The 22,819-nt window shown below is 29.9% G+C and carries 16 protein-coding genes and 1 pseudogene; 13 read left to right on the plus strand and 4 right to left on the minus strand.

Annotation, left to right across the window (positions count from 1 at the left end):
- Window positions 1-256 precede the first annotated feature (256 nt).
- Window positions 257-610 carry a hypothetical protein gene (locus DY168_RS03855; RefSeq protein WP_115640565.1) on the plus strand — a complete coding sequence of 118 codons (354 nt, stop codon included), beginning with the start codon at window positions 257-259 and terminating at the stop codon, window positions 608-610.
- Between the two features lie 25 nt (window positions 611-635).
- Window positions 636-1,469 carry a deoxyribonuclease IV gene (locus DY168_RS03860; protein WP_115640566.1) on the plus strand — a complete coding sequence of 278 codons (834 nt, stop codon included), beginning with the start codon at window positions 636-638 and terminating at the stop codon, window positions 1,467-1,469.
- A 40-nt stretch (window positions 1,470-1,509) separates the two neighbouring features.
- On the opposite strand, the gene DY168_RS14610 is transcribed toward DY168_RS03860, so the two are convergent.
- Window positions 1,510-1,653 (minus strand): hypothetical protein, encoded by a 144-nt coding sequence (locus DY168_RS14610; protein ID WP_172556260.1) that lies wholly within the window; start codon window positions 1,651-1,653, stop codon window positions 1,510-1,512.
- A gap of 64 nt (window positions 1,654-1,717) precedes the next feature.
- A complete protein-coding gene (locus DY168_RS03865) occupies window positions 1,718-3,433 on the minus strand; it encodes a hypothetical protein (RefSeq protein ID WP_115640567.1) in 1,716 nt (571 codons plus the stop codon).
- 622 nt (window positions 3,434-4,055) lie between these two features.
- Between DY168_RS03865 and DY168_RS03870 the strand changes: the two genes are divergently transcribed.
- The 8 genes from DY168_RS03870 to DY168_RS03905 all read left to right on the plus strand — a co-directional run bounded on the left by DY168_RS03870 (window position 4,056) and on the right by DY168_RS03905 (window position 14,688).
- Window positions 4,056-5,489, plus strand: a complete 1,434-nt coding sequence (locus DY168_RS03870; protein WP_115640568.1) for an ISLre2 family transposase — start codon at window positions 4,056-4,058, stop codon at window positions 5,487-5,489.
- A gap of 1,238 nt (window positions 5,490-6,727) precedes the next feature.
- On the plus strand, window positions 6,728-7,765 hold the full coding sequence (locus tag DY168_RS03875) for a TOMM precursor leader peptide-binding protein (protein ID WP_115640569.1): 1,038 nt from the start codon (window positions 6,728-6,730) through the stop codon (window positions 7,763-7,765).
- Between the two features lie 9 nt (window positions 7,766-7,774).
- Entirely contained in the window at window positions 7,775-9,130 is a 1,356-nt protein-coding gene (locus tag DY168_RS03880) for a YcaO-like family protein (RefSeq protein WP_115640570.1), read from the plus strand.
- 28 nt (window positions 9,131-9,158) lie between these two features.
- Window positions 9,159-9,911, plus strand: coding sequence for a SagB/ThcOx family dehydrogenase (locus DY168_RS03885; protein WP_115640571.1), 753 nt, complete (start codon window positions 9,159-9,161; stop codon window positions 9,909-9,911).
- A gap of 48 nt (window positions 9,912-9,959) precedes the next feature.
- The gene (locus DY168_RS03890; protein ID WP_115640572.1) at window positions 9,960-10,154 is read left to right on the plus strand and encodes a hypothetical protein; all 195 of its coding nucleotides are present in this window, start codon (window positions 9,960-9,962) and stop codon (window positions 10,152-10,154) included.
- A gap of 447 nt (window positions 10,155-10,601) precedes the next feature.
- Complete coding sequence (locus tag DY168_RS03895; protein ID WP_115640573.1) at window positions 10,602-11,957, plus strand: radical SAM/SPASM domain-containing protein; 1,356 nt, start codon at window positions 10,602-10,604, stop codon at window positions 11,955-11,957.
- A gap of 98 nt (window positions 11,958-12,055) precedes the next feature.
- Window positions 12,056-13,831 (plus strand): ATP-binding cassette domain-containing protein, encoded by a 1,776-nt coding sequence (locus DY168_RS03900; protein ID WP_115640574.1) that lies wholly within the window; start codon window positions 12,056-12,058, stop codon window positions 13,829-13,831.
- 338 nt (window positions 13,832-14,169) lie between these two features.
- Window positions 14,170-14,688 (plus strand): hypothetical protein, encoded by a 519-nt coding sequence (locus tag DY168_RS03905; protein ID WP_115640575.1) that lies wholly within the window; start codon window positions 14,170-14,172, stop codon window positions 14,686-14,688.
- A 1,215-nt stretch (window positions 14,689-15,903) separates the two neighbouring features.
- Here the strand turns inward: DY168_RS03905 and DY168_RS03910 are convergent.
- Window positions 15,904-16,951: pseudogene (locus DY168_RS03910) on the minus strand (IS3 family transposase); the annotation flags it as partial.
- A 1,508-nt stretch (window positions 16,952-18,459) separates the two neighbouring features.
- Here DY168_RS03910 and DY168_RS03915 point away from each other — a divergent pair.
- Window positions 18,460-19,170: a Fic family protein gene (locus DY168_RS03915; RefSeq protein WP_115642409.1), complete on the plus strand. Its 711-nt coding sequence runs from the start codon at window positions 18,460-18,462 to the stop codon at window positions 19,168-19,170.
- Between the two features lie 458 nt (window positions 19,171-19,628).
- Window positions 19,629-20,321, plus strand: a complete 693-nt coding sequence (locus tag DY168_RS03920) for a Fic family protein (RefSeq protein WP_115640576.1) — start codon at window positions 19,629-19,631, stop codon at window positions 20,319-20,321.
- A gap of 283 nt (window positions 20,322-20,604) precedes the next feature.
- Here the strand turns inward: DY168_RS03920 and DY168_RS03925 are convergent, their stop codons facing one another.
- Window positions 20,605-20,886, minus strand: coding sequence for an integrase core domain-containing protein (locus DY168_RS03925; RefSeq protein ID WP_172556261.1), 282 nt, complete (start codon window positions 20,884-20,886; stop codon window positions 20,605-20,607).
- A gap of 196 nt (window positions 20,887-21,082) precedes the next feature.
- Between DY168_RS03925 and DY168_RS03930 the strand changes: the two genes are divergently transcribed.
- Complete coding sequence (locus DY168_RS03930) at window positions 21,083-22,777, plus strand: restriction endonuclease (RefSeq protein ID WP_242984048.1); 1,695 nt, start codon at window positions 21,083-21,085, stop codon at window positions 22,775-22,777.
- Window positions 22,778-22,819 lie beyond the last annotated feature (42 nt).

Raw genomic sequence — 22,819 nt, forward strand, 5'->3', positions numbered from 1 at the left:
TTTTCTATATTAGTTAATGTGTAAATGATTGCATTAGTGATTATATTATAGTATAATTATACATTGCTAATTAAATATAATAGTTGTCCATTTTTACTTGATTGAAAATGATATCAGTTTGTTTATATACGTTATATTGAGATTGATGCTATAATATGACATATATGAAGTCTAAAACCTATTATATGTTTGTAGAATATTAAGGGATAAAAATTATATATAGGTAAAAGATAAAATAGGAAAAGGGTGAAAGAATATGAAATTATTAAGAAAATACAAAACTTTTATAATAGCATTTGCAATACTTTTTTTTATCTTTGCTAGAATTATCGGGATTAAAGAATGGGGAAATATTATTTTGTGGATATCTATTATACTTTTTAAAGCAGAGGATGTCATTAAATATAAAAAGGAAATTGGAATTGTTAAATTCGCTATTTTAGGTGGTATATTATTAGTCGTATGTGTATTAACAGCATTAATCTTCTTTAAGATAGGTAGTCATTTCACATTATCAACAACTTTTAAGACGATTATTATAATCGTTACTATATCAATTGATGTAGCCATTATACTTTATTTAAAAGGTAAGTTGGAAATGGTAAAATAAATTAAAGTACGGAGGGAATATAAATATGTTAAATATAGGATGTCATTTGTCTTCGTCAAAGGGATTTAAGAACATGGGTGAAAATGCCCTGAAAATTGGAGCCAATACTTTTCAGTTTTTCACTCGTAATCCAAGAGGAAGTAAAGCAAAGGATATAGACGAAAAGGATGTTAAAGAATTTTTAGAATTAGCAAAGGAAAATAACTTTGGTAAAATCTTAGCCCATGCACCCTATACATTAAATCCATGTTCAGCTGATGATAGAAATAGAGAATTCGCTATAGAGATAATGAAGGATGATCTAAATAGGATGGAATATATACCGCATAACTTATATAATTTTCATCCCGGAAATCATGTGAAGCAAGGAGTGGAAGCAGGAATAGAATATATAGTTTATGCTATAAACTCAATTTTGAAAGAAGAGCAGACAACAAAGGTCCTATTAGAAACCATGTCAGGAAAAGGAACTGAAATAGGAAGAAATTTTGAAGAAATAGCTGAAATTATAAAGGGGGTTAGTCTAAAAGATCATATAGGTGTATGTTTAGATACATGCCATATTCATGATGCAGGATATGACATAGTAAATGAATTAGATAAGGTTTTAGATGAGTTTGACAGGATAATAGGTCTTGATAAATTATGTGCTATTCATTTAAATGATAGTAAAAATCCATTTAAAAGCCACAAAGATAGGCATGAAACAATAGGAGAGGGATACATAGGATTAGATGCTATATCTAATATAATTAATCATCCGAGGTTATGCCATCTACCATTTTTTCTTGAAACTCCAAATGAACTTGAAGGACATAAAAGAGAAATAGAATTACTGAAGGGTGTATATAAGTGGTAAGGTGGACTTGTTTCTATTGAATCTAATCCACCTTCATTGTTTAGGAACCACTTCTTAAAGTATTCCCATAACCCTTATCATTGTCACCAACTCCTGCACCATCTGCAAGTGCTGTTATTGGAACTGATGTTAACACTAGAAGTAAACACAGTAAGGTGGATATTATCTTATTAACCTTCCTCATGTATATCATACCTCCTTATCTTATCGTTTATGCCCTATAAACTCTTACCTGCTTACCTTAGTGCCTAGTTCCCATCTCCTAAGCCTGGACCATCATAAGGTGTGAAACCATCAGTCTTCTCCATCATATCCTTTATAAAATCGTCTGCTCCATTAGAACTGTATCCATCTGCGTCTACTTCGCTGTTTCCTCCACCACCATTGTTAGCTGGCTTACTTGGTTGTGGTGTTGGCTTTTCAACAGGTGCTTGTGTTGGCTTTTGTGCTGGTTTCTCTTGCTTTGGCACTACCTTTGGTGTTGGTGGTGCTGGTGGTGTATCAGGTAAACTCTCTATCTCTAAGACTGTTGTTCCTAAACTCTCTGCTGTTTCCTTTAATATCTTATCTATCTCTGCTTGTGGTATGCCTAACTTTGTTATAGCTGCTTTAGTTGCATCATACTGTAGCTTAGCCTCCCAAAGTGTGATTCCCACACTCAATACCTTGTTAGGGTCAGATGGCATACCTTCTGTTTCTATCCAATCATTACCGTACTCTAATCCTTCCTCTGTTACCCCTAATACCTCTGGCTTTCCTGTTGATACCTTAAACTTATCTAAGTTGATTTTACCATACTCTCCCTCACTTAAATATCCATAAGCTTTGTTTTTAGCTAACTGTGTATTTGCTATTAACATGATTGATTCTGACTTACTTAGTGGTTCGTCCCATCTTGATTCGTCCGATGTTAATAATCCTAAGTTTTTAGCTACTACCATTGCCTTATAAACCTCTTCTTGCATACCCTTATTGTTGTTTTTTAACATATAGGCTAGTGTATATGATTGCCACCTATCCTTCGCTACTATCTCTTTACTCTCCTTGTCTTTATACTTAAAACCCGCCTTTAATGCTAAATCTCCTGCATTCTTATTATCTTTAAATGCCTTCTCTTTACCTGTCACCTTTGACATTTCATCTTTGAAGTGTTTATTAACTAACATATAGATGGCCTCTGACCTTGATATGCTACCACTATATGAATTACCATCTAAACTCTTATTCTCTACTGATAAGAAACCATATTCATCTACGCCTTGTGCAAACTTTGTATGACTTGTAGCACCACCAACTGCTGTCTCGAAGTTCTTATCTATTTCTATCTCCTGTACTCCGTTTTCTGTCTTGTATACTAACTCATAGAACTGCTCTCTTGTTAATGACTGTGTGCCATTAAATGATTCAGGGTTAGTTGCATCTGGCATTAAATTATAGTAGGCATTTATAGATGCCGCTATTGCGTCATTATCACTGTCAGCTACATCTGTATAAACTCCATTCCCTAGCTTAACTAGCTTACCTTTTACTTCACTACTATCCCAATACTTAGTAACGAATGTCTTATTTCTAAATGCGTCCTCTAAGGTTGTATTGCCTTCTCTGTCACCTGCCTCGTCTACATATAAACAGCCTGACTTACCATTTACACCTTTCTCCGTTACAATGTTAATGTTGAACAACTCGTCAAACTCTTGCCTAAACCCTTGGTTAAATGTCTTAAGTTGGTCTAATTGTACCCAATCTAGTTCCTCCTGTTGCTTTCCATTTTCCTCAATGTCATAATTAGGACTTGCTAATTCTAATGTTATTGTTTCACCTTTATCTATCATCTTTACCATATCTTTTGAGCTTGTAGCAAAACATCCTGTAAGCCTTGAAACTAATATTATCAGCGATATTAATATTATCAGTGACACTACGGATATTATTACCCTTTTCTTACTCATGACTTTACCCCACATATGTATTTCCCCCTAATAAATATCATTTTTAAATTACATTAATCAAAAATCTAATAAGCTTAATCATTATGATTATACACCATATTTAACCAAAGAAGTAGCCATATAAACCCATAGCTTCAGCCAAGTAAAGTCAGGCAACCTTTGATTTAACTCACCATTAATTCCTTTATAGCTTCAAAGTAATTGGTCTACCAATTTAGTAGGGTTAATATATTTACTCTCATTTTTAATATGAAAACTCATAAAAAAAGCACTCCATTAAGTTTTACTCTAATGAAATGCTTATCTCTGGTAATTTTCTGGACCTCCAGGTGTTAGATGGGGACGAAGTTACCTTCTTGCTATTTGCCACTTCTAATATTTCTGTTTAAGCGCAGTTTTCCATTTTCTTCTACCCTGGGTTCCTTGTGAGGACATGCTTTGCTGGACTCACTTGCTACTGGGCCTCTCAGGTGTAGGTGGGAACGAAGTTAACCTCTTGCTGTTAGAGTATAATTTTAGTAGGCAGAACTAGTATAAAAAACTATATAAATAAAAGGAGATGCAAAAACATCTCCCCAATACATAAATTATCCATTATAATTTTATTATCGAGACAAAACTGAATGGAGTTGAATTTATGTATAATGTTAGTTTAAATGAAAACGGCTTAACTTTCAAGGAGATAGAGAAAAAGATTTATAAGATGGTTTGTGATGAAGCCTGCAATGTTTTAAAAAATGTGTTGGAAGCTTTAGATAAAAAGTTACTTAAAGAAAGAGATATTAAAGTATATAGAAATAAGGGACTTAAAAAGACTTGTTTAAGAACGATTATGGGGGATGTTGAATATTCAAGACGTATCTATCAGTTTGAACTTGAAGATGGTAAAACAGCCACTAAGTTTCTTTTAGATGAGTATCTAGGCATGGACACTATAGGGAATGTATCTATAAATCTTGTAGAAACTATTTTAACCAACTTGTCAGAAGTATCTTTTAGAAAAACAGCTGAAAATATAAAAACAATGTGTAATCAGGAAATTAGTGCTCAAGGAGTTTGGAACATAGTTCAAACGGTTGGAGAAAAGATAAATGAACTAGAAAAGCGTAAGATTGAACTAAATGAAAAAGGTGCGTTGAAAGGCGAAAAGGAAGTACCAGTGCTATTTCAAGAGCAAGACGGGGTGTGGTTATCCATTCAGGGAAAGGATAGACCAAAGGGTAAGAATAGAAAAAAAGAACTTAAATTAGCAGTATCTTATACAGGGTGGAAGTTGCGTCCAGGCAGTAAAAAAGAATATGTTGTTATTGATAAAACTGTTTGTGCAAGTTTTAATAGTTCTAGCCACTTTAAAAAAGTTGCGGAAGCAACCATTGCTGAAAAGTATAATGTTGATGAAATAGAAACTAGGATATTAAATGGAGATGGTGCAAAGTGGATAAAAGCAAGCTGTGAAGATCAAGACATACACTTTCAACTGGATCCATTTCATATAAGCCAAGCAATTATTCGAAAAGTAAGTGATAAAAAAGAACAGAAAGTCTTACTTAAGTTATTTAGGCAAGGAAAAGTTGATGAAGGATTAGAATTAATTGTTAATATGATGATAGAAAATAATAAAGATGAAGTTGTTTTTAAAAAGCTTACAGAACTATACGACTATTTTGTACATAATAAAGAGGGCCTAGTTCCATATAAATTAAGAGACAATATAACTATGCCTACGGCACCCGAAGGGATAGAATATAGGCAATTAGGGACTATGGAACATAACATTTGCGATGTGTTAGCACATAGAATGAAAGGTAGAAAAATGAGCTGGTCTATTAATGGAGCCGATAACTTATCTAAAATTTTAGCAGAAAAGTTCAGCAATAGATTATTTAGTACCTTGGATAAGATCTATAAAAACATTATACCGAAGGGCGTTATACATACTGTAATTCGTGAAATACCTTTATCCGCTTCCGCGGTTAATAAAAAGGGTACGAAATCTAAAGAATATAAGATACATACCGCACCTATCCCTTATAGTGGAGCCGCGGTTACTTTGGGAAGAAAAGTAATATAAAAACTTTGTGGATTAAAAGAATTTGAAGATCTTAGCTACAATTAAGAATAAAAATGGGTAGGGTAAATTATAAATACCTCATGTAAAGTAATGGATAATAAATTAAATAAAATAGTTGCCCACTTTTACTTGACTCAAACTGTAGGATTAGATTTGTTGATTCTACTATTACAATGTGATTAAATAGACTAAATACTTAAACTTAGCAGATGAGAATCTACAATAGAACTATCTTTAATATTGTGGATTATTGAATTTCCAAGGTTTATTTAGATAAATTATGTGCGAAGTTTAAGTAACTAATAAAATTATAACATAATACGTCATAAAACATAAGTTAGAAATTATCCAGTTTGTCTTAATAAGAATTATGACAAACTCAAATCTATTCATGATTTTAGTAAAAGTATAATGGTATTTATTAGTTTTATATACTAACATATTTTTTTGGATAATACTATATTTTAGTTTCTTATGTAAAGGTTAATATTCTGGTATAGTGGAACACACCTAAAAAACAAACGCTTCTGCGTACTTAATTTTCAAAAGAGATTTCTTACTGTCAACGATATACTATCTTCCTCTATTATTGATAGCATTGGTACTAGAAATTTGATTTACTTTATAGTACAAAAATAATCATTAAACAACGAAAAAATTAAAATAAATTTAACTCAAACTTCGCATATAAATATTTCCTTATGAACCTTGAAAATTCAATATTTGACCAGAATTATATATACCTTATATTGCTTTTAAAAACACTTCATTTTTGCTTGTATGACGCCTTACAATTAGATCTAGAGATAGCAAAAAACAATATCAGTCCGTTAAAACCTGTGTTTCTTTTGATATTTGTCGAAAATAGTAGAACGAAATAAGTGGACTCTAATCTTCTTGTATGTTAATCTTTATACAAATTAACCTCATAGATTTATTAAGTATTTCCAAATTTCACTGTTTAAGATACAATAAATCCTGTGTAGGTTAAAATACACTTGTGTATCTACAAACTTTAAGTTAAGTTTAGTCAACTATTGAAACTACAAGGTTTGACTAGAAAAATCAACTGCGAAGTTTGAGTAAATTTAACTTAAATTTATTTTAATCAATCAGTAGTTGCAATATGCCGTTTGTAATTTTTTCATCTTCTCTAAACACAAATTCTAATTAAAAAATTTATTAACTATATATATGATGACGAAAACAATATACTTTCAAATTTAACGGAGGTGTTCATGATGGATATCGAAAGATACATATTTGATGTATCAAATTACATAAGCTTTATCGACTCAAGTAAAGTAGTAATAAAGGCGACTACTAAAAGATTTCAAGTGAAAGGCGATAATATATCAACAGCCATTAGAGATATTATTGATTACTTTACGTCACCAATTTCGATTAGCGAAGTTGTTTTATTATTAAAAGATAGATATTCAGAAAATTCTCTAAAATCATTGATCAGTCTTCTTATCGATAAAAAAGTATTAATTGATGAGAGCTATTCAGAACATTTAAAAATGTATAGTAGAGATTACTTAGAAAAAATAAGATATTATAGCATAGGAGAAAAAACATTAGAGAGTTTGGTCGACGAATTGAATTCTATGAATATTGGGATTATCGGGCACAAGCAATTTATAGATTGTTTATTGTATGAATTGCTAAATGGAGGTTTATTTCTAAATTTTAATCTCGGAGTGACTGATAGGATTGATAGTCTAAATACTTACAAAGAAGAACCCACAGCAAGTATTACATATTTTCCAAACATAACAGAAGCGAAATGCCTAGATGATTTTGTAGAGAAAAGTGATTTTATCATTGTGTCTAGTAACTATCGCGATCATTATCTATACAATCGAGTAAACGAGGCCTGTTTAAAAAGGAACAAAGAATGGGTCCGTATTATGATTGATGGAAATTATTCAGAGATTGGACCACTATTTATCCCTGATATAACAAGCTGTTATTCCTGCTTAAATATTAGAGAAGTGTCAAACATGACAGAAGATATGTATGTGTTTGATGATTTAGATAAAAACTCTAAAATTCACGAAGAACAGCGAAATATTCAAATTGGATTGTATTCTATTTACCATTTTAATCACTTGGTCTCTGGTATTGCATGTTCAGAAATCATGAAGTATTTCACAGGGATAGATTGTAATTTACTTAGTCAAGTAGTTCGAATCAATAGTGATGACTATGAAGTACAGAAAGAAAAAATTTTCAGATACCATTCATGTCCCACATGTTCTGAAAGAAGGTGAGTTTAGGAGATGCATATTTCTAAAAACATTTTAGACCTCAACAAAACTTTAGAATCCATGGAGAAAATTTATTCGCCAAAATATGGTTTAGCAAACATGATTACTACACAAGATTTAGATCACATTAATATTTCCGATAATTCTAATGTTTACACAATCGGAAATGTAATTCCTATGTTTAACACGCAGGTTAAAAATACGAATTGTACGACATGGGATGGAGGAGGAGTTGCCCTAACTCGAAAGAAAAGCTTAGTTAAAGCCTATGGTGAATTTATCGAAAGATATTGCGGAAATAATAGTGAAAATAATCATGATATAGATATTATTTTTGATTCTTACATTAATCTAAAATCAAAAGCGAACTGTCTTGACTTTACTGACTTAATTCATTTTGATGACGATCTATATGATGAACCCGGATTTCTTTATTCAAACTACACTAAAGATAAAACTCTTTCATGGGTTAAAGGGAAAGACTTTATTGATGGAAAAGATATATGGCTGCCAGCACAAAAGGTTTTTTTAGGTATCAAACTTCTTAGAGGAGAACGTCCACACATTACATGGTTATCTACAGGTTTAGCTTGCGGAAAGGATTACCACAGGGCTACCCTAAGTGCATTATACGAGGTCGTAGAACGTGACTCTTTTATGCTAACATGGCAATTAAAACTACCTGGAAAGCTAGTTATTGTAGATCATATTCAAAACCAAGAGTTATCTGATCTATATAAACATATTTGCAGTCATTTAGTGGGAGATGATTTTTTATTTATTTATGATATTAGCAGAACAGAAGGTATTTATACCTTTCTGACCTTTATAAGAAATGATAACCCTGATTCCTTTGGTCTTATCACTTCAGCTGCGTCGGACATTAGCGCCGAAAAAGCTCTTCTAAAATCGCTTGAAGAGTTATGTCAGACTCAATTAGCGGCATACACTGAATTAATAAAAAACAAAAAACAATGCCAAGCTTTGGAGAAAGAAGAAATCACGGATTTGTTCAAACATACTTTATACTATAGCACAGGTAGACGTAGTCATGAGTTTGACTTTATCTCTAAGTCTGACTGTCAAGTTCAATTAAGTGATATGAAAGATTTGTTTGAGGGCTCAGATAAGGAAGCTCTAGAATATTTAAAAAACCTCTTTAAAGAAAAAAATCAGCCAGTATTTATAGCAGATGTTACCCGAAATGAAATAAGAGAGTGTGGCTTTTGCGTAGTTAGAGCTATTGTAAGTGGATATAACGACTTAGAGTATTCACACCAGATAAGGCTACTCAAAAATAAAAGACTGCGGAAATACCAAAAAAAATACAATACATCAATAAATGATGCTCCGCACCCATTTCCATAACTCATACTAGAAAGGATGTAGTGCTTTTATGATAAATATGTTTCCTAAGCGTAACTTAGCATTAGAATATCATGAAAACTCAAAAGAGTTACCCCGAAATTTACCTTTTAATCCAAAGATACAGTACAAAATATATCCTAGTGCTCCAAATATTGAATTAACAACTATTACTTTGGATAAGCAAATAGAGGCAAATGAATTCGTTAAAATATTGTTGTCCCGAAAAAGCACCCGAAACTTTAAACAGGACGGCATTAACTTAAAGGAACTTTCACAATTATTGCCTCTGAGTTTTGGATTGCGGAATCAAAATTCATCAAGTGATATTTTCCGTACGTATGCTAGTGCAGGTGCTCGTTACCCAATTGAAGTCTATCCCGTAGTTTTACGTTCAAATGACATGGAGTTAGGAATTTATCACTATAATGTTGTTGATAATGCATTGGAGTTTATAAAATCCGGTGATTACAGTCAAAAAATCTATGGCTTTTATGAAGATCAACAATTTGTATCTAGCGCTCCGTGTATAATCTTCTTTTCCATGGTATTTGAAAGAACTATGCAAAAATATGGAGAGAGAGGCTATAGGTTTATTTATCTTGATGCTGGGCATATGAGTCAAAACCTATATTTGATGGCAGAATATTTGGGGCTTGGAGTTGTGGCTCTTGGAGCAGGAATGAAAAGTGATGATAAAATCGATAATTTAATTGGACTTACTCATACAATAGAGAATACCTTTCTTGGTTTTGCAGTTGGATTACCTGGTATTGTTGAATAATAGTAGGTCCTATTAATTATAATTTAACCATGCAAAGGAGGTGAAACCATGAAAAATTCTAACATGAATGAAGCCCTAGATCTTATGTGGACAATGGAGGAAGAAATTTCTGTTACTTCAGCAACAGGTCCACCTACACAGGATGATCCTATTGGTGGTGGTGGTGGTAGTGGTGGTGGAATAACAACCGCTTGTTGTTGTAGTGTACCATCTGTTCTTACAAAGTGGGTCTGCCCTAATTAATTTTAGCAAATTTAATTCTAAAATAGTTTTATAGAATTAAATACTTATTAAAACTTGTAGATTTTTGGATGCATATTCGTAGATAAACTTTTTAAATCTACAAAAATAGTGAGCGGAATCTATAAAGCATATTTGAATTCCGCTCTTGTGTATCCAAAAAACAAATAGTAGTAATTAATCTGTATACTTATATATATCTCTGCTTAGTATTGAAACTAGAATACATTTTCTATTTACCCTTAATTAATTACATAATTTATAACTAAGTTTATTAAATACTAAGCAGAATACTTAACTATATTATGCTGTCTGGCTGTAAGCTTTTAATGTTTGTTCCTATCAATCTGTTTTATTGGAGATATCATCGCCATAGGATATCTATTCTAATCTTTATTTAGAGAGACTTGTGTAATAGAATCAAACTAAAAAAATAAAAGAGGTATTATAATGTTAATCTTTAATAATTTACTAATAAACAACAATTCAGATAAGTTTCAACCATTTTTGGTTAATTTACTTTCTGGTCGGCGAAGATTGCTTAGTAATTATGAGGCTGTTCTAGTAAAAAACATGAGTAATCAAGACCAGTCTTTTTCTATTGAAGAAAAAGCTCTATATGAGAAGCTAATCAGTGAAAAACAATTTTTGACAAATAGTGCACGTCGTGAAATCGAAAATAAATTAGTTGAGATGGGTTTTTTTAATATACAAAATAAATATGCAAAAGATTACGGTTTTTCGATTGAATTAACAAGGTTCTGTAACATGAGCTGTCCTTATTGCTATGCTCATTCACGTTTAAACAAAGGTAAAAGCATGACAAAAAAACACGTTGATGCAATTTATGATTTTTATCGCATATACGCGGATGAACAAATTAAAATTTATGAGACACCATATATCCGAATCACCGGTGGTGAACCATTAATTAATCAGGATACTGTAGATGTTATAAGTTATATCGCTTCAAAATGGGAAAAAGCAAAAATTTTACTTTTTACAAACGGAGTGAATTTGTTAAAGTATTATGATAAACTTCCTCTTGATAGGTTTGGAGAAGTTCATGTTTCCTTAGATGGTACAAAAGATGTACATATTCATCGTCGCTACAATAATATCAATCCCGATACCAATATATATGAAAACATACTTTCTGGTGTGCAAAAACTAATATCTGATAAGGTAAATGTAAAGATAAAAATGGTTTTAGATAAGACAAACTATTTGAAAGTTGGTGATTTTAAAAAATTATTAGAAGAAAGGGGCATCTTAGATTCCCCCTATTGTGAAATACTTCCTGGAATAACACTTGATTATCATCATCCGTTAGATATTATGGAAGATTCTAATAGTAAGCTTGATATTGAAGCAATACAGAGTCATTTAATAGAAAACCAATTAGCTCCTCCTCTTTTCCCAAGCTACTCAAGATTATTTAAAGTTCTTTCTAGGTCTAAGAATGAGCCTTATCTCCCAAAACACCGAAGATGTGAAAGTGAGTTTCTCTCAAAATATTATTTCTCTTGTAATGGGAATATTTATTTCTGTGATTGCTTTGATGAAAATGACGGTATAGTTGGTACATTCTATCCCAATATTAACCTTGATGAAACTGCTATATCTAATCTTTTAAATAGAAGTGTTCTTCAAAATAAAAAATGCAATGATTGCGCTTACAAGTTTGTATGCTTAGGTGGGTGTCCAATTTCTGCTAGAACAAAACAAGTAGAAATGGCATGTGGGATTTATTCAGATGAAGTATTCCTAGATAATTTAGAATTTAACTATTATTGGATTAAATAACCACACAAACAATAAAAGGAGATCTATCATGAAACTAACAAGAGCGTCTATAGGTAATAATTTGCTATTTATGTCTAAAATATTAGAGGGTCGATAAAATGGAAATCTTTAAATTTTGTAAATCATACTTGCTTTCACAAAAATATAATATTTTTCTTTATATTATATTAACTCTCCTATCATCAGCAATTAGTATTGTTTCCCCTTATGTTCTAGGTGGATTTGTGGACAATCTAATCGAAGGTGCAGATACAAGTATTATCTCTCATTTTTGCATTGTTTTTGGAGGGCTTAGTCTAATCAAAATACTCAAAAATTATGCAACATCAATGTTATACACAAAGATGCAAATTCAGATGGGTTATAGCTTAAATATTGATGTTATTCGACATATTCAAAGCTTATCTTTGTCCTTTATTAATCATAAAGATGGTATGTATTTAAATCAACGCATAAATGGAGATTCTTATCACCTTTTTATATTCTGTTTAACAACATTGCAGAATATTATATTAAATCTTATACTTCTCATTTTTCCATTTGTGCTATTGTTGTCCCTTAATTCGTTGATTACAGTCATTATGATCGCATTTATTTTTATATATACCACTCTTTATTTATTGCTAAAAGAAACACTTTATAAAGCTGGTCTTGCATTTAAAGAAAGTCAAGCAAAGCTTTTTTCAAGCTTATATGAACAATTAAAGTATATAAAGTTGCTCAGGTTGAATTCTATTCAGCCTGAACTTAATAAAAGAGCAGAAAATAGTTTTTTTGAATTTAAGGAAAATGCTATATATAGCCAAAAAGCAAACTTTGTTTATAACAGCTTGGATGGCATTGTGGCTTCTTTCGCTCAAATCACTTTATTTGTAGTCGGTGGATTACAAGTGATTAATGGGAATTTCACTATAGGAATGTTTACTATATTTAGCAGTTATTTTAAGATGATGTTTGAAGCTAGTAGATATTTTTTCGGATTAGGGTCGACATACCAAAGTGCAAGAGCTTCCTACAATAGAATAAAGGATATCTTAAAGTTCAAAAAAGAAACTAATGGTAATTTAATTATAGACGAAATAAATATAATTGATCTGAAAGATATCAGCTTTAATTATAACAATTTCCAGCTTATTAACAATTTATGTGATACTGATAGTTCATTCGATCTTCAAAAGGAAGATATAGAAAATTCAAAATCTAAAGAAAAAAATGTAATTCATTCGTTCAGTGCTAAATTTTCGAAAGGAAATATATATGCAATAACAGGTTCTAACGGAACTGGTAAATCTACGATAGTTAATTTAATAACGGGACTTTACGCGGATGAATATACTGGAGAAATAAAATATGATGGCCAGTGCATTCGGAAAATAGATATGGTTTCGACAAGAAAAAGATTAATAGGAATTGCAGAGCAGGAACCCTTGTTAATCAATGATAGCATTTTATATAATCTTACTTTTATAGACCAAATAAATCAACCTATATCAAATTCTTCCATTAAAGATACCCGCGAGTGTAAAAAAAATCAAAAGTTATTACTTGAAGATTATTTGGAAATATTAGATATGCAGCGTTTTATTGATGAAAATAATCTTTCTTTCATAATAAACGAAAATAATACAAATATATCTGGAGGAGAAAAACAAAAAATCTCTATTTTAAAAGTGTTGTTTAAAGACCCTGAAGTAATGATTTTCGATGAGCCAACATCTGCTTTAGATTTAAAAACAACCAAAAAATTTATAGACTATTTACAGAGCATAAAAAAACATAAAATTATTATTCTTATCACACATAATGAGTATGTTGCAACTTGTTGTGATGAAATTTTAAATATAAAGGGTTGCCTTTCCAGAGAGAGGAAATAAAAAACTTATAAGTGATATTTATGTTAACTTAATCAACAACCAAAATTTTGAAACGGCAGAGCTAGTAACTATGATTTTAAAGCAAGAGAAAAACAATTAAATTTATTCGAGAAGTAACAAAAGCTAACAATTATTAAGTAGACTTTTGTTGCTCTTTCTTGATATGATATTATTATGTTAGGTTTAAATAAGTGAGAAACCTTTATTTTTCAAAAAATATCTAAATCTGTTGTTGTAGGCAGAAACGGCTTTAATACAATTTAATCTATTCTGAAGATAATTAATGAAATGTGTATTTCTGGGGTTGACATAAGTATAAATATTAGGGAGGAGAATATATGGAGATTTTTAAAATTATAATGGAAGTTATTTTGGTTATTGTCATAAGCTTTATGATTGGTTGTGGCACATCAATAATCCATGAACTTGGACATGCTATACCAGCGCTAGTATTAACAAAAGATCGAGTGAAAATAACTTTAGGTAGATTGGGTGAAGATAATAAAGAGTTTAAAATAATAAGAATAGGAAGATTAAGCATTGTGATAAGTAGTCTTAATCCTTTTATAGGGTGGACAAGCTGGAATGAATCTCAGCTTACAGAAAATAAAAAAATAATAATTAGTGCTGGAGGACCAGTTGCTTCTCTAGTTATTCTCTTAACTCTATTGCTCATAAATAAAAATGTAGGTAATGAATTATTATTGGGAATCTTTCGTTTAAAAGCATTGATTACTATAACAAAAAATTTTGCATTAGCTGGTTTTATACTTACAGTTATTCCAATAAAAAATAATAATTATACTAGTGATGGATACAAAATATTAAAGTTAATAAAGCTCAATAAGTATAAATAAATAATTATATTTGTATATTCTTTAAAAAAACTTACGATTTCCGAATTATCACAATTCAAATCACAGTAGTTATGCAAAAAAGTTTCTATTGTCAAATATCGGGGTCAGGTATTTTAAAAATCTGATTCCTTTTTTTTATTTTCAAAATCTTTAGATATAGCGAAGTATTCTTTTATCAAAATCATCGAGATTTCAACAACCAAAAGACCTTCTTTAATTCACCGATTCAAATTTGTCCTATAATCTATAAAAGAAGAGTTTTGTAGGAAATTATGGAGATTATCTTTTAAACAATAGGTATTTCTCAAGTCGTCATAATACCAAAATATCACCTTTAATTATTGATATTGCTCTTTGTTTAGCGATTCGAATTTTTTTAAATAATGGACTTGCTACGCTTAAAATATCTTCGATATTTCGGGGTTAGTTTTTACTGAAATCGGACTCGAATGTTTTCAAAAGCCCAAAAATATTGTATAACAAACTGAAACTTATTAATGATAATCATCACTTTTGGGAAGAAAGATGTTACAAGATATGTATAAAAAAACACACATATCTATGATAATGTATTAGAATTGACATCGTCCCTTAGTTTAACACATTGTAAAATATTTTCTAGCACTTTTATTGTGAAAAGTAGAATATCAGGTACTTCGTGAGAAACTCTATCTACAAGGATATACTAGAGCTTATTGTCTCTAGCATGTCCTTTAAATACATCGATAAAAATATGTGGGAAGGATATCTGGAGACTCGAGACTTGGTTGAAGATTTTATCAATTGGAATTTTAAAATAAACTTCGATTTAATTTAACTATTCTTTTAAATTTGTTACAATGACACCCCTTTGTTATATAAAAACTTTGACCCGATATCAACTTTTTGTCTTGATCTTATTACTTTAATTGCAAAGAATTTTAGGATACATCAGCGTTTCTTTGAAAATAAAAAATGCTGATGTATCCTAAAAAGGAGCCCTCAACATTTATTATAGAGCTAAAAAACAAGCTTGACAAAGCTTTTAATCTCGGGAAGTTATTTTTCACATAAACTTAAAAATTTAATTTTCATATAAAAAATCAAGAATTAAATATTATGTTATATGGAAAAAATAGAATTTATATTTTAGACTCATTAACATCTTTGAATATTTCTAATCGCTTAAAGGCTTTTTTAGACAAAATCTTACTTAACACAGATTTTATTTAGCATCTATGATGCTTTCCCTAGTTTTATTGAATTTAATTCTCTATATTCAATTGTTGTCATATAATCCAAAGATCCATGTATTCTTTGATATTATACCAATAAATATGCTCAGCTAACTATAATTGTAGTTTATCCAAAGTCTCAAACTTTCTTTGATATATAAATTCTATTTTTAGTATTTTATTAGTGGCTTCACTCACTGCATTATCACATGGATTTCCTTTTCTACTTAAAGATCTATCTATTTTAAAAGTATTTAAGATGCCGTCTATTAGTTTATTATTATACTCGTTGCCACGATCTGAGTGAAATATACTTATGTCTTTTAAAGAATAATTACATCTTAATATTGCAGTTTCTATCAGCTCAGTATTTTTGTTAGCACCTGCTGAATAAACAATAATCTCTCTATTATATAAATCTATTAAAGTACATACATAGTTCCATTTGTTACCTACTCTGACGTAAGTTAAATCGCTTACATCTACTTCTAGCTTGTCTCTATTGCCAAACTCTCTATCTACTATGCTTGAATTAGTTGACTCATTACAGGCAGTTTTATGAATTTTATTTTAAGCTACTGTGTAGTTAGATACTAAAGAATTTTCCTTCATAATTCTAGATATTCTTCTTCTAGAAATTTTATACTCTAGTTTATCTAATTCCTTTTTTATCTTTCTTGTTCCATAGTTATTTCTACTACGCTTAAAGATATTCTTTATGTGTTTTGTAATTATTAATTCTTCATTTGAAGAGGTGGAATCTTCTTTATTTAAATGATAGTACACTAAGCTTCTTTCAATATTTAAAAATCTACACATAGCACTAATACCGTATTTCTCTCTATTGGAAATGATAATATCTATTTTTTGCCTAGTAGTAGTGCAGCTTGCTTTAAAATATCATTCTCCATTTCAAACTGTTTAACTCTTTTTCTAAGTTCAATTAAATCTTTTTCCTCTTCTGCTTTATTATCATCAATATTAAAGGAACTAGATTCATTGTATCTTATCACCCATTTTCTAATAGTAGATGCTTCTAGTCCAAATTTTGGATTTTAATCTAATATATGAAAACACACTCCATAGAGAGTAAAAATAACTTCATTTTCACCTTTTGGGAAATCTGAAACCTCAACACGTTTTATCTTAAATATTTTTTCATATAGTTCTAATGCCTTTAAACTATTTCAACTACCATATTTATTTCCACTCCGGTTTTCATCATTTGACCTCCTTTTATTTTTATTGTTAAATTTCTTAATATATATTTACCCTGGTTAATCTTTCTCAATTTATTATTAATGAGTTTGTCTTAATGCTAATTATGACAAATTCATAAAAAATTTACAGAACAATTGATATTACAAGGATAGAGTGTGTTTTATGCTTTATCCTTTTTTCTTTTATTTATTTTAGATTGTCTTAATACATTATATAATATAGTTAAGTAAAACTAAAAAAGAAGGTGTAAAAAGAAAAATAGGTTATTTTGAAAATTCTATAAAGTGGATAGGGCTATACATCTAGATATAATCCAGATGTATAGCCCTATGTGTTAAGATAGTTGATGTACAATAAATAGATTATGATGTAATTAGGTTTAATATATCAGAAAAATAATATATTAAAACCTACAAAAACTATGTTTTATAATTAAAAAAGTAAAAATTTATTATTTATTCCATTTCCTTTTCCAATTAAATATAGATTAATAAACTAGAAAATCTATATTTTAAATAGATTAATTTGTAGAAGTTTTTATTAAGAAAACTACAAAAATTTATATATCTACAGAAACTATGTGAAATAATAAAAAAGATACTACTTGTTTTCTAATTAATTCTATCAATCTTTAAAAATAAATGAACGAGAAAAAAGCCACTTATTTAATTTGTTATAATTAATCCTGAATTATTCACAACAATTTAATAATATAGCATCAATAGCTTGAATTCACTAGGTTTTACTGCTTTTAGTTCTTCACCTAATAAGTGAAGAAAAAACTATAGAAAAAGGGCTCCAACTTTGTTAAAATGTAGTTATCAGACATCACTAAAACAAAGGAGGAACCCTTATGTATAGTTTAGCAAGTGAGTCCAGCAAAGCATGCCCTCACAAGGAACCCAGGGTAGAATAAAATGTAAAACTGCGATTAAGTAGAAATATTAGCAATCGCAAATAGCAAGAGTGTCACCTTGCTTCCTCCAGCACCCCAGCGTCCCAGTAAACTCTAGGTAAAAGCATTTCATTAAAGTAAAATTTAATGAAATGCCTTTTTTATAAGTTTTCATATTAAAAATGAGTGCAAAGATATTAACCATACTTAATATCAGGTGGTTCTTCTTTTTTTCTTCTAGATTGCTATATGTTGTGGATAAGTCTACTTTATATAATATATATTGTGATATAATTATATTAGGGAGTAACATATAGGAAAGGATGAAGGAATATGAAGATTGAGAAAGAATATAAGCTCAATAATGATGTATATTTGAACATGAATTGAAATAAAAAATATAGTAAATATTATAGGCACAGAAGGATTGATAGAAAAGTGGTGAACTTAACAGATTATAATAGATTTCTAGAAATACTAAATCAAACTAAGGGAATTCATAATGCATTGAATGAATTCATGAAATATGATTTTATATACCATTCAAATAAAATAGAGAGTAGCGCTTTTACTATAGAAGCTTTGCAAATGTTATTTGAAAAGAATATTGTTACTGGAACACATACGTTAGATGATGTTCAAGAAACAGTTAACTCATTTTATACTTTTGATTTAGTTATAGATAGTATAGACAATGACTTAACCTTGGATATGATAAAAAGTTGGCATGGTAGTCTAATGTATAGAACTAAACTGTACGATTTAGGACTTGCAGGAGTATTTAAAAAGTATCAAAATAAGATATTAGGAGCTAAATTTGATACTGCTAACCCCTTAGAAGTTGAAGATAAACTAAATATTTTAATAAATAACTTCTATTCTTTAGAGGAAGTTACAATAGAGGATATTGCTAGATTTCACTTAGAATTCGAAACAATTCATCCATTTCAAGATGGTAATGGTAGGATAGGAAGGTTCATATATTTAAAACAATTATTAGATAATAGATTAGGTTTAAAGTATATGAATGGTGAAACTTCAAGTGAATATAAAAAAGCTTTAGGATCTTCTACAAGTGAGAACGTAAAACCATTAGTAGACTATATAAATGAGCAAAAGGACTTTATTGAAGAAAATAAAAGTATGTTTTAAAGTAAATCATATAGGATGCTTATAGTATCATCAATTGATTCTTAGACCCAGGTGGAGTTTGCTTATAAGGAATACATCTCTCCATCTGAGTCTTAGAAGAACTTATCCAGGGGCATAGCAGCCGTCACCCCCCCACCTTGAAGAGGAGAGGGGTGTTACGGATGGCAGCCATCGGATAAACTAAAGGAAACTCCTACTTCGCTACTCTACGTAGGAGTAAGTTCCGTTAGCTAAATCGAAGATTTAGATCGTCACTTAAATTGCTATTTAAGTGAGACTCCAAATTTTATATTTGGCCAGTGGAACTTACACCTATGTAATGAAGTCGAGTAGGTGTAAGTTTATAAATAATGATAAAAGACTAGAGAATTGAGAATTGAAAATATAGAATTGAGGATTATAAATAGTTTTAATTGATGTTTATAATTTTTAACTTAAAAGATCTTGGAGGTATAAATATGTTATTTAAACGAACAAAATCTTATGAGAACTTTAGTCCAGTTTTAGATAAGAACAAATTAATAATACTAACTAAGAAGTTATTACCTGATATGGTTTTTAATATGGCTAGCTTAGAAGGAAATCCCTTTACATACCCAGAAGTTCAAACCCTTCTAGAAGGGATAACTATTGGTGGGCATAAATTAAGTGATGAGCAACAAGTTTTAAGAATAAGAGATGGGTGGAACTTTATTTTTGAAAGTGTAAGGAAAGATAAGATAAACATTAATAAAGAATTATTTAATTCTTTAAATGGAATTGTTGCTAAAGACGAAGCTTTAATAAGCGGTATGTTTAGAAATGGGCAAGTTAGAATTGGTGGTACGGATTTTATTCCACCAAAAGCAGATGATTTAGAAAGTATTTTTCAGCAAGAATTACAAGTATTAATAGAAAGAAGTAAAAGTAATATAGATTTAGCTTTTGATATATTTCTTTGGGGGGCTTTAAATCAGTTTTACTATGATGGTAATAAAAGAACATCAAGGCTTGTAGCAAATTTGATATTAATATTTAATGGTCAAGGGATATTTAATGTTAAAGTGAAAAATAGATTAGAGTTTAATACTTTGATGGTTGATTTTTATAACAATCATGATGCGGATAAAATCTTTGAATTTTTCTATGATTATTGCTTGGAAAGATATTGATGTAATGAAGAATGGGGAATTTTTAACTTTCCATTCAAAGATAGTGTTAACTATTCTATGAAAAAACAGATTAAAACTTTTTAGTTTTAAATTACACTTTGAAAAGTGAAAATGTGCTCTAAAATAATGAGATATTACTTTTTCTTTCACCAGAACTTTTAAATTTATTCTGGAAAATTAAAAAAGAGCAACAAGAATACACCTTTTCAGACTGTTTATTTTTAACAAAATGCTGATAGGTGAAAATAATTTGATTATATCAATGGATAAATCGTAGATTTATCTATACAACTTGATTTTTTACTATAAGTTGTTGTGAAAGTTCAATTAACTTTTGCCATTTTCCTGGCATGGTAGAAATTCTTTCAAGCTCAGGGATGGGGTTTAATGGTTCAAAGTAAGCGTAAGAGTGCGGTCGAAGAAAGTTGTAATATGCTACAAATAAGGCCAAGTGCGTGTTGGAACCTTCCTCACTACCAAAGCCGTTTGTAACCCTATAAGAGAATTTAAATGTTCTGTTAAGGCGTTCAATTAAGCAAGTGAGTCCAGCAGAGCATGTCCTCACAAGGAACCCAGGGTAGAATAAAATGGAAAACTTCGTATACATCTAACACCTCTAGGGCCAGGAAATTCCTAGGTACAAGCATTTCATTACACTAATACTTAATGAAGTGCTTTTTTATGAACTTTTATGCTAAAGGTGACAGCAGGTGTATTAACCGCATTTAAATAAATTAAATAAAATAGTTACCTACTTTTACTTGACTCAAACAGATAAAGAGGGTAAGCTGCAAAAAGGAAAGTATGCAATTTGGTTTGAAGAAGAATATAAAAATGCTATACAAAATCCTAAGTATAAAACTTTATTTAATGATGTGGATATAGAAACCGAGGCTGAATTAGTTCACAATGGATATTTTGCACAGGATAAAAAGGGAGCATTAAAAGACACAAATGGTTCAACGGCTGCTGATGAAGATGCCTATAGCTTAATAATGAAAGACAAAGAAAAGTTATTAAGCTTTGATACAAAGTTAAAGTTTATATTTTCTCATTCAGCATTAAAAGAAGGTTGGGATAATCCAAATGTATTCCAAATATGCACTCTAAATGAAACAAAATCAGAAACAAAAAAAAGACAAGAAATAGGTAGCGGTCTTAGACTGGCAGTTAATCAAGAGGGGGAAAGAGTTTATGGATTTAGTGTAAACACTTTAACTGTAATGGCCAATGAGAGTTATGAAGACTTTGTTAGAAAGCTACAAAATGAATATGAAGAAGATGAGGGTATTAGATTTGGTGTTGTTGAAAAGCATAGTTTTGCTAATGTTATAATATCCAAAGATGGAGAATATACTTATTTGGAACAAGAAAGCTCTCAAAAAATATTTGACCATCTAAAGAAATATGAATATATAGATAATAAAGGAAAGATAACGAATAAATTAAGAAGTGATTTAAAACAACAAAAGGTACAGGTACCAGAGGAGTTTAAAGAAATAGAGCCTCAAATAATTTCTAATCTTAAAAAACTAGCTGGAAATTTAAATGTAAAAAATGCAGAAGATAAAAAGCAAGTAAAATTAAATAAAATGAGATACTTAAGTCCAGAATTTAAAGAATTATGGGATAAAATAAAATATAAGACAACATATTCGGTTGAATTTGATTCTAATGAACTTGTAAGTAAATGCGTAGAAGAAATAAAAAATAGTCTTATAATTAGTAAAGCCAAATTAATCTATTCAAAGGCTGGAGTAGATATAACTAAAGCTGGAACAGTCACTGAAGAGAATAATAGATACAGCATTGATATAGAAGAACCTAATTTTGTATTACCTGATATAATAACGTTTTTACAAAATCAAACAAATTTAACAAGAAGGACGTTAGTAGAGATACTAAAAAAATCAAAAAGGTTAGATGATTTTAAAAAGAATCCTCAAAAGTTTATGGATGAAGTAGCTAGTATCATCAAAAGAAAGATGAGGTTAATGATAGTTGATGGTATTAAGTATGAAAAAGTAGGTGATGACGAGTACTATGCTCAAGAACTATTTGAAACTGAGGAGTTAAGTGGATATTTATCAAAGAATATGATAGGTAGTGAAAAATCTGTTTATGATTATATTATTTATGACTCAGATGTAGAGGCAGAGTTTGCTGAAAAGTTTGAGAAAAATGATAGTGTAAAAATGTATATAAAGTTACCAGATTGGTTTAAGATATTAACACCACTAGGAAGTTATAATCCAGACTGGGGAGTATTAATAGAAAAAGATAATATAGAAAAACTATATTTTGTAGTAGAAACCAAGGGTAATATTTTGGCAGAGGAACTAAGAGAAAGAGAATATAAAAAGATTCAATGTGGATATAAACATTTTGCAGCATTAGGTAATGAAACTATATTTAAAGAAACAGATAGCTTTGAAAAATTCATAGAAAATGTATAAATGTAGGTACTTAATTTATGGCACAAGAAAATTTGCACTTCA

It is taken from the genome of Clostridium putrefaciens (genome assembly GCF_900461105.1).
GTDB lineage: Bacteria > Bacillota > Clostridia > Clostridiales > Clostridiaceae > Clostridium_L > Clostridium_L putrefaciens.

Excerpts from the sequence above, each read along its gene's own strand:
- DY168_RS03855 (WP_115640565.1), top strand. The coding sequence starts at position 257 with ATGAAATTATTAAGAAAATACAAAACTTTTATAATAGCATTTGCAATA.
- DY168_RS03860 (WP_115640566.1), top strand. The coding sequence starts at position 636 with ATGTTAAATATAGGATGTCATTTGTCTTCGTCAAAGGGATTTAAGAAC.
- DY168_RS14610 (WP_172556260.1), bottom strand. The coding sequence starts at position 1,653 with ATGAGGAAGGTTAATAAGATAATATCCACCTTACTGTGTTTACTTCTA.
- DY168_RS03865 (WP_115640567.1), bottom strand. The coding sequence starts at position 3,433 with ATGTGGGGTAAAGTCATGAGTAAGAAAAGGGTAATAATATCCGTAGTG.
- DY168_RS03870 (WP_115640568.1), top strand. The coding sequence starts at position 4,056 with ATGTATAATGTTAGTTTAAATGAAAACGGCTTAACTTTCAAGGAGATA.
- DY168_RS03875 (WP_115640569.1), top strand. The coding sequence starts at position 6,728 with ATGATGGATATCGAAAGATACATATTTGATGTATCAAATTACATAAGC.
- DY168_RS03880 (WP_115640570.1), top strand. The coding sequence starts at position 7,775 with ATGCATATTTCTAAAAACATTTTAGACCTCAACAAAACTTTAGAATCC.
- DY168_RS03885 (WP_115640571.1), top strand. The coding sequence starts at position 9,159 with ATGATAAATATGTTTCCTAAGCGTAACTTAGCATTAGAATATCATGAA.
- DY168_RS03890 (WP_115640572.1), top strand. The coding sequence starts at position 9,960 with ATGAAAAATTCTAACATGAATGAAGCCCTAGATCTTATGTGGACAATG.
- DY168_RS03895 (WP_115640573.1), top strand. The coding sequence starts at position 10,602 with ATGTTAATCTTTAATAATTTACTAATAAACAACAATTCAGATAAGTTT.
- DY168_RS03900 (WP_115640574.1), top strand. The coding sequence starts at position 12,056 with ATGGAAATCTTTAAATTTTGTAAATCATACTTGCTTTCACAAAAATAT.
- DY168_RS03905 (WP_115640575.1), top strand. The coding sequence starts at position 14,170 with ATGGAGATTTTTAAAATTATAATGGAAGTTATTTTGGTTATTGTCATA.
- DY168_RS03920 (WP_115640576.1), top strand. The coding sequence starts at position 19,629 with ATGTTATTTAAACGAACAAAATCTTATGAGAACTTTAGTCCAGTTTTA.